At 66.0% G+C, this 8,262-nt stretch carries 5 protein-coding genes and 1 pseudogene; 3 read left to right on the top strand and 3 right to left on the bottom strand.

Features of this window, described 5'->3' with window-relative positions:
* The first annotated feature begins 201 nt into the window (after positions 1–201).
* The 3 genes from ACKOED_RS17180 to ACKOED_RS17190 are packed head-to-tail and all read left to right on the top strand — an operon-like array spanning position 202 to position 3,002.
* Positions 202–1,290, top strand: a complete 1,089-nt coding sequence (locus ACKOED_RS17180; RefSeq protein WP_408917850.1) for an inositol-3-phosphate synthase — start codon at positions 202–204, stop codon at positions 1,288–1,290.
* 9 nt (positions 1,291–1,299) lie between these two features.
* Entirely contained in the window at positions 1,300–2,103 is an 804-nt protein-coding gene (locus ACKOED_RS17185; protein ID WP_408917851.1) for an SDR family oxidoreductase, read from the top strand.
* The gene (locus ACKOED_RS17190; protein WP_408917852.1) at positions 2,103–3,002 is read left to right on the top strand and encodes a phosphatidate cytidylyltransferase; all 900 of its coding nucleotides are present in this window, start codon (positions 2,103–2,105) and stop codon (positions 3,000–3,002) included. Before ACKOED_RS17185 ends, ACKOED_RS17190 begins: the two co-directional genes overlap by 1 nt.
* 131 nt (positions 3,003–3,133) lie before the next feature.
* Here ACKOED_RS17190 and ACKOED_RS17195 read toward each other — a convergent pair whose 3' ends face one another.
* The 3 genes and pseudogenes from ACKOED_RS17195 to ACKOED_RS17205 all read right to left on the bottom strand — a co-directional run.
* Positions 3,134–6,376, bottom strand: coding sequence for an error-prone DNA polymerase (locus tag ACKOED_RS17195; RefSeq protein WP_408917853.1), 3,243 nt, complete (start codon positions 6,374–6,376; stop codon positions 3,134–3,136).
* Positions 6,373–7,875 (bottom strand): Y-family DNA polymerase, encoded by a 1,503-nt coding sequence (locus ACKOED_RS17200; RefSeq protein WP_408917854.1) that lies wholly within the window; start codon positions 7,873–7,875, stop codon positions 6,373–6,375. The genes ACKOED_RS17195 and ACKOED_RS17200 overlap by 4 nt, the downstream gene beginning before the upstream one ends.
* Positions 7,760–8,262: pseudogene (locus tag ACKOED_RS17205) on the bottom strand (hypothetical protein); the annotation flags it as partial. The pseudogene ACKOED_RS17205 and the gene ACKOED_RS17200, both read right to left, overlap by 116 nt.

Raw genomic sequence — 8,262 nt, forward strand, 5'->3', positions numbered from 1 at the left:
TCCTTGTCCGACATCAACCCGCGAACCATCGCTGTTCTCCGCAAAGAACAGCCTTGAATCAGAAATCACGTGATTTGTGAATCCACTTTGTCAACACCACCTAGTGACTTCGATATAAGCGGTTGAAATAGACCGGTCACGTAGCCTATAGAGCCCACGGGCTTAGGCAACACAGCCGGGCAGATTTTTTCGGAGGCGGGCTTGATTCGCACAGCCATCGTCGGCGTTGGTAATTGCGCCAGTTCACTTGTTCAGGCGATCCACTATTGCCGGGCCAATCCCACATCCGCCATCGGCGTGCCATTCCCGAAGCTCGGACCCTATGGTCCTGGGGATATCGAGATCGTCGCGGCCTTCGATATCGATGCGCGGAAGGTCGGACGTGACCTATCGGAAGCCGTGTTTGCGCCTCCCAACTGCACCGCGGTGTTCAATGCGAATGTGCCGCGCATGAACGTCCAGGTGGCGCGGGGGCCGAACCTCGACGGCATGACCTCTTTCATGGGCAATCAGGCGCCGCTGCGGAGCTTCGTATCCAGCCCCGCCCCGGAACTGAGCAGCGCCGAGGCTGTGTCGGTTCTGAAGGCCGCTGGCGCGCAGGTGGTAATCAGTTTCCTTCCGGTCGGCTCCCAGCAGGCAAGCGAGTTCTACGCAGGTTGCGCGCTCGAGGCGGGCGCGGCTTTCGTCAACGCGATACCGGTGTTTCTGGCCAGCAACGCCAAGTGGGCGGCAGCGTTCCGGCAGCGGGGCTTGCCCATCCTTGGCGATGACTTCAAAGCCCAGATCGGCGCCACAATCGTGCATCGGACGCTGGCTCATCTCTTTGATCTTCGCGGCGCGGTTCTCGACCGGTCCTACCAGCTCAATGTCGGCGGCAATACCGACTTCCTGAACATGATGGATCATGACCGGCTGATCCATAAGCGTGAATCGAAGACGGAGGCGGTGCAGTCGGTTCTCGATAACCGGCTTGCGGATGAAAATGTGCGCATCGGCCCATCCGACTATGTGCCGTGGCTGAACGATCAAAAGGTGGGTTATGTACGCCTCGAAGGGCGGCTGCTCGGCGGCGTGCCGATGAGCATCGAGGTCAGGCTCTCGGTGGAAGATTCTCCCAATGCCGCCGCCATGGCGCTGTCGGCCATCCGCTGCGCGCGCATCGCTCTGGACCGGAGGCTTTCTGGCGCGATCTGGGAGGCATCCGCCTTTTTGTTCAAGCACCCGCCGCGACAGGTGCCCGACGAACAGGCGCACCGCCTGTTGCTTGATTTCGCCGAAGGCAAACTCTAAAGCCGCGTGATGCGGGAGCACGCAATCATAACCGGCGGCAGCAGCGGGATTGGCCTGGCCACCGCGCGGCTGCTCGCGTCCCGTGGCATTGCGGTGTCGTTGATCGCCCGCAATCAGGGCAAGCTCGCGGCGGCCCAAGATGGCATTCTGTCCCAGGGCAATGGCGTGGGCGAAGTCCAGACATTTTCGGCCAATGTCTGTAATGCAACAGAGCTGAAAGAGGCCATTGACGCGGCGGCCGCCAGATTCGGGGCTCCTTCCTGGGCGGTCTCTTCGGCGGGCATGGTTATCCCGGGAACCTTCGCCTCGCAGTCGCTTGAAGACCATGAAAGCCAGTGGCGGACCAATTATTTGGGTTCGCTCAATTTCGCTCACTTGGTGCTGCCGCATCTGGCGGCCGCGGGCAAACCGAAACTGGTTTTCATCTCGTCCGGGGCCGCCTATCTGGGGCTCTATGGCTACAGCTCATACGGCCCGTCCAAATTTGCGGTCAAAGGCCTCGCGGAAAGCCTCAGCGCGGAGCTCAAATCGCGTAATGTATCAGTTACGGTGGCATTTCCCGGCGATACCGACACGCCGCAATTGCGCGCAGAACTGCCGAAGCGGCCCGCGGTGACGTCCAAGCTCGCGGGTCGCGGCGTGATGAGCGCCGACAGTGTCGCCAGGGGCATCGTCGCCGCCGCCGAACGCGGCGATTTGGAGGTGACCTTCGGCTTGAAGCTGCGCCTGCTCAGCCGCACCCACAGCATGATCGCGCCGCTGTTCAGGAGCTATCAGGATTGGCTGGTGAGGCGCTTCGGCGAGCCTTCCTGATGCCACAGCTGACGGTCGGGTTCCTCGCCTGGGCCGTGGGTTTTGCGTTCATCTGCGGTGCCTTGCTTCTGGCGGCGCTCAGTGTGATCCCGGCGACAGCCAGGGCGGCCCGCCCGCTGTGGCCGGTGTTTGCCTCCGAAGCGGTGATTGTGGCCGGCGGCGTCGCGCCATGGCTGTTATCCGCTCCGCTTCTACTCGGATGCTTGATGGCCGCAGGCGCCCGCATCGGCTTTGAAAGCGGTACTGTTCATGGCCTGGCGTCCGGACGGCCGATGGCGATGGCCGCCGCGCTGCTTCTGGTGCTCGTCTGCCTGTTCGGCTGGTTCGCTCCGGGGAGCGTGGTGTTACCGGCTGGGCTTGCGATGCTGCTGCTGGGCGTGAGTCTCGCCCGCCTGGACGGAGCAAGGTCACTGTCGGGAAGTCTCGGTCGTTTTCTGATTTTTCCGGCAACGCCGTTCCTCATCTTCGCATATGCCGCCTCGCAGCCTCCGCTCTCGCCACTTCTCCTTCTTGCCTTCTTTCTGGTCGAGATTTTCGACAGCTTCTCGCTGTTGGGCGGCAAACTGTTTGGCAAGACACCCCTGGTCCCCAGGCTGAGCCCGAAGAAGACCTGGGAAGGCCTCGCGACCGGAGCATTCGCCCTGTTGGCCGTGACGCTTGCGCTTTCCGCGTGGCCGGGACCGCATGCCCTTTCCATGCTCCTCATCGCCGTCACCGTCATGATAGCCGCCCTGGCTGGCGACCTTCTGGGCTCTGCGGCCAAGCGCCGGGCCGGCGTCAAGGACTATCCGCCAGTGATGAAGGTGCAGGGCGGCCTTCTCGATATCGTGGATTCGTGGATCGTGGCCGGAGCCGCGCTCGCCGGACTTGCTGCCGTGATGGGCTGGACTGCTTCCTAGAGCAAGGACTGGTCTGATTGGGTTGCGCTGGCATGGCCGCCCGGGGCTGAGAGGCGATTGCTTCAAAACGAAAGCAGCCTTGTGTTCCTATGTCCTTGCCGGGCGGACAATCTTTTGAGCGCCGATGCGTGTCAGTGAAAGTCGCGGCTCTTCGGCATTACCCGCACCTGGCGCGGATGCCGGGCGGGCGGCAGCTGGCGATAGGGCTCAGGGCCGGGGCGCGCCACTTCATCGGCATGGGCCAGTGGGTTTCTAAGCGCTTGGCCGTCCTCGGTGAGGAGCGCCAGCCAATCCGAGCGGTCCTCGATTTTGCTGGCCACCACATGGATGATGTCGCCGGTGCGCTGCACGCGGCCTCTGATCAGCATCAGCCGGGCGCCCATCACCGCGGCGCGGTGGGATTCCAGAACCGCGGGCCAGACCACCGCATTGCACACCGCGTCTTCGTCTTCCAGCGTCACGAACACCACGCCTTTGGCCGAGCCTGGGCGCTGGCGCACCAGCACCACGCCCGCGACCGTCACGGCGGCGCCGTTGCGCAGGCTTTTGAGCCTGGCGTTGCCGGTCACCTTATGGGCATCGCAGAGCTGACGCAGAAACTGCATGGGATGCGCCTTGAGCGACAGTTTCACGGTCTGATAATCGTTCACCACATGCTCGGAGAGCGGCATGGCGGGCAGCGCCACTGGTGCTTCCTCGCCATGTTCGCGCGCCGCCGCGAAGGCAAAGAGCGGCAAGGCCCTGGCGCTGGCCAGCCCCTTCACCTCCCACCGCGCGGCGCGCCGGTCGAGGCCCAGCGAGCGGAAGCAATCGGCGGCGGCCAGTTTCTCGAGTGCGGCAACCGGCACGCCAAAATCATGGAGGCCGGCGATCGACAAGGGCTTGTCCTGCGCCCGGCACAGCAACACCAGCGCCGCATCCTCGGCCCTCAGCCCGTCAACCTCGCGCAAGCCTAGCCTGATCGCGGCGCGCGCGCCCCGCGCCGGCCGTTCCAGCGCCGTATCCCAGGCCGAGAAGCTCACATCGACAGGCCGCGCCTCGACGCCATGCTCGCGCGCATCGCGCACGATCTGGGCTGGCGCATAGAAGCCCATCGGCTGCGAATTGAGCAGGGCGGTGGCGAACACTTCCGGATAATGGCATTTGAGCCAGGACGAGACATAGACCAGATGCGCGAAACTCGCGGCATGGCTTTCGGGAAAGCCGTATTCGCCGAAACCCTTGATCTGGTTGAAGCAGCGCGCCGCGAAGGTGGCGTCATAGCCGCGCTCCACCATGCGGCTCACCATTTTCTGCTCAAGCCGGCCGATGGTGCCGCGGCGGCGGAAGGTGGCCATCGCCTTGCGCAGTTCGTTCAATTCGCCCGCCGTGAATTCAGCGGCCACCATGGCGAGCTTCATCGCCTGTTCCTGGAACAGCGGCACGCCCCTGGTGCGGCCCAGCACCTGGCGGAGCTCGTCCGGCGGCCCGAAATCAGGGTGCGGCGCCGGATAGTCCTCGGGCTCAAGCCCGTCGCGCCGCCGCAGATAGGGGTGCACCATGTCGCCCTGGATGGGCCCCGGCCGCACGATCGCCACCTCGATCACCAGATCATAGAAGCAGCGCGGCTTGAGCCTTGGCAGCATGTTCATCTGGGCCCGGCTTTCGACCTGGAACACGCCCACCGAATCCGCCCGGCACAGCATGTCATAGACCGCCTTGTCCTCGCGCGGGACGGTGGCTAACTGATATTTGAGGCCATACCAGGATTCGATCAGCGCGAAGCTCTTCTGGATGCAGGTGAGCATGCCGAGCGCCAGCACATCGACCTTGAGAATGCCCAGCGTATCGATGTCGTCCTTGTCCCATTCGATGAAGGTGCGGTCCGCCATGGCGGCGTTGCCGATGGGAACCGTCTCGTCGAGCCGGCCCTTGGTGAGCACGAAGCCGCCCACATGCTGGGAGAGATGGCGGGGAAAGCCCTGCAGCTCATCGGCGAGCTCCAGGGTTTTAGCGAGCAGCGGATCGTCCGGGTCGAGGCCCGCTTCCTTGAGGCGTTCGCCATGCATGTCCTCGCGCATGCGGCCCCACACGATGCCGGCGAGTGCCGCCGTCACATCCTCGGAAAGGCCCATGGCCTTGCCCACCTCGCGCAAGGCAGAGCGGCCGCGGTAGGTGATGACGGTGGCGGCAAGCCCGGCGCGCTCGCGGCCGTAGCGGGCGTAGATGTACTGGATCACCTGCTCGCGGCGCTCATGCTCGAAATCGACGTCGATGTCGGGTGGCTCCTTGCGCTCCTCAGAAATGAAGCGCTCGAACAGAAGCTCGATCTCGCCGGGATCGACGGCGGTGATGCCGATCGCATAGCAGACGGCGGAATTGGCCGCCGAGCCGCGGCCCTGGCAGAGGATTGGCGGGTCCTGGGCGCGGGCGAAGCGCACGATGTCATGTACGGTCAGGAAATAGGGCGCGTAATTGAGCCGTTCGATCAGCGCCAGCTCCCTGGCGATGCTCTCGCTCACCTTGCGCGGAACGCCTTGCGGATAGCGCTCTCTTGCGCCTTCCCATGCGAGATGGGTGAGATGGGCCTGCGGCGTCGAGCCCGGCGGGATCGGCTCCTCGGGATATTCATAGCGCAGCTCATCAAGCGAGAAGCGGCAGGCGGCCGCCACCTCCACCGTGTTGGCGATGGCCTGCGGATGATCGCGGAACAGCCTTGCCATTTCCTCCGGCGTCTTGAGATGGCGCTCGGCATTGGCCGCCAGGCGGTAACCGGCACGGCTCACTTCGACGCCCTCGCGGATCGCCGTCACCACGTCCTGCAGCACGCGCCTCTCCGCGTGGTGATAGAGCACGCCATTGGTGGCGAGCAGGTCTGTACGGCTGAGGCGCGCCAGCCCGGCGAGGCGGTTCAGCCGGGCGCGGTCATCGCCATCATAATGATGGCTCAGCGCCAGATAGAGCGGCGCCTTGAGGCGCTGGCGGATTTCAGCGAGCCGGTTGGCGCCTTTGGCCAGCAGCGCGAAGATCATGCCCGTGGCGTTTTCATAAATGTCTTCGAGGGTGAGCAGGCAATCGCCCTTTTCCGCCCGCCGCTGGCCGAGGCTGAGCAGGCGGCAGAGCCCGCCATAGGCGGCGCGGCTGGTGGGATAGGCGAGAAGTGACAGGCCGGGTTCAGCCAGATCGAGCCTTGCGCCGACGATGAAGGAAAGACCGAAATCCCTTGCCGCCGCATGGGCGCGCACCACGCCGGCCAGGGTATTGCGATCGGTGAGCGCCAGCCCCGCGAGCCCCAGATGATGGGCCTGCGCCACCAGCTCCTCCGGGTGCGAGGCGCCCCGCAGGAACGAGAAATTGCTGGCGCATTGCAGCTCGGCATAGGCACGCGCGCTCATGCCGACAATCCGTGTACGAACCATTTTGGCTGGTCCTCGCCCGGCTCGCCGTAAAGGCCCTCGCGGTAGAGCCAGTAGCGGCGGCCCTTGTCGTCCTCCACGGTGTAATAGTCGCGCGGGCGTTCGCCTTCGGCGAGCCGCCACCATTCGGGCGCCACGCGCTCCGGCCCCTGCGCCTTGATCACCCGCCTTGTTACCCGCCGCCAGGTGAGCCGCATCGGCGGCCCGTCGGGCACTGCGGCCACCACGCGGGCGGGTTCGGGGGCTGCGAAGATCAGCAGCGGGCGCGGCGCGGCGGGGCGCGAAGCCGGCGGCTCGCTCCGCGCCGTAAGGCAGGGCTTCGCCGTTTCGGCCCGTTCGGGGATGTGGCTTTCGGCCGCCTCCAGCGCCAGGAATTGCGCCGCGTGGCGGTTCAGCACCCGGTCATTCAGCTGTTCCAGCGCCAGCGTGCCGGGCTCGGCGAGAAAGCCGTGCTGCGCGGGGCTTGCCGCCGCCGTCTCGCGCGCTTCGAGCGTCATGGCGTCGATGCCGAAGCCGGCGTCGACGGCCTGCAGCTTCGGCCCCAGCACCCGCAGCATGTGCCCGGCGTCGCGGCTGGGCGCTGAAAAGCCAGCGGGCAGGCTCACCCGCGAGCCATCGCTGCGGAACAGCTTGAGGATCACGCGGAGCGCTCCCTTGCCGGCCTGTTCGAGATCGCGGCAGAGCTGGGCCATGAGCTGCGTCAGCACCGCCTCGATCCCTTCGGCGTGAATGAGCGGCTCCATCAGTGCCTGGTGGGCGATGAAGGAGGTGGGCGGGTTCAGCGGATTAAGCGGCTCTTCGCGCAGACCCATCATCTCATCGAGGCGGATCAGCACATTCTCGCCCACGCTCTCGCCGCGGAAGCGGCGGGCGAGCGCGGCGCGTGGAATGGCGGTCAGCGCGCCCACCGTCTTGAGGCCGAGGCGGCGCAGTGTCTTCACCGCGGCGGCATCGATGCGCAGCGCCTCGACCGGCAGGCTGGCGAGGCCCGCTGCCTGGTAACGGGCCAGCGCCCAGGCAGCGCCGATGGTTTCGCCGCGTCCGGCACGGGCCGTGAAGCCATACTGGGCAAGACGCCCCGTCATTTCCGCCAGCAGGCGCGCCTCGCCGCCGAACAGATGCGCGATGCCGGTGGTATCCAGCAAAAGCCCGTCCGGCGGATCGGGCGACACCCAGGGGCTATAGCGCTCCATCCAGCGGCATAGGCCAAGGAGGCTCGCCGTGTCGGCGTCGGGCTCATGCGCCTCGGTGAGGAGTTCCGGCAGCTGGGCGCGCGCGTCAGCGAGCCGCATGCCGCGGCCAAGCCCGAACTGGCGTGCCGCGGCATTGACGGCGGCCAGCCGCAGGCCGGCCCTGCCGCTTTCAACCAGCGCGAAGGGCAGGCCCCTGGGCGGCGGCGTCCGCCCCGCTTTGATCCGTGAACGGATGAACCGCTCGATCTGAAAATCCGGAAACCAGAGAGAAACGAGACTGCGCATGATGCCATTCCACGGTCCAGGCGCCGGGGCGGCCGCCCCGGGCGCGGGTGAGGTCGATGTTCCAGCAGGGCGGGCCGGGGGCCGCGGCGTCTTCGGGCGGGCTCCGCGATGGCCTGGCGGCCACCGTCCAGCGCGTGTTGCTGGCGGTGGCGTCGGCGTCCGTCCTGGCAAAGGCGAGGATGGCGGCGGATTTTCCCGCCGCGGCCGCCAGCGCCAGGCGGCGAGTGACGGTGAGCCCGGCATGGGCCGCCTCGGCATCGCCGAGCACGGCGGCAAGCGCGCCGGATTTGAGCGCCTCCTCCATGACCCACAACAGGCTGGCGGGCTTGCCGAGGCTGATGGTCACGAAACGGCGCCGCGAGAGGCCAAGGCCCTCCAGGCCATGAC

Source organism: Aestuariivirga sp., assembly GCF_046093005.1.
GTDB lineage: Bacteria > Pseudomonadota > Alphaproteobacteria > Rhizobiales > Aestuariivirgaceae > Aestuariivirga.

What these genes read in the sequence shown, in the direction of transcription:
- ACKOED_RS17195 (WP_408917853.1), bottom strand. Translation starts at nt 6,376, where the DNA reads ATGAGCGCGCGTGCCTATGCCGAGCTGCAATGCGCCAGCAATTTCTCG.
- ACKOED_RS17200 (WP_408917854.1), bottom strand. Translation starts at nt 7,875, where the DNA reads ATGCGCAGTCTCGTTTCTCTCTGGTTTCCGGATTTTCAGATCGAGCGG.
- ACKOED_RS17190 (WP_408917852.1), top strand. Translation starts at nt 2,103, where the DNA reads ATGCCACAGCTGACGGTCGGGTTCCTCGCCTGGGCCGTGGGTTTTGCG.
- ACKOED_RS17185 (WP_408917851.1), top strand. Translation starts at nt 1,300, where the DNA reads ATGCGGGAGCACGCAATCATAACCGGCGGCAGCAGCGGGATTGGCCTG.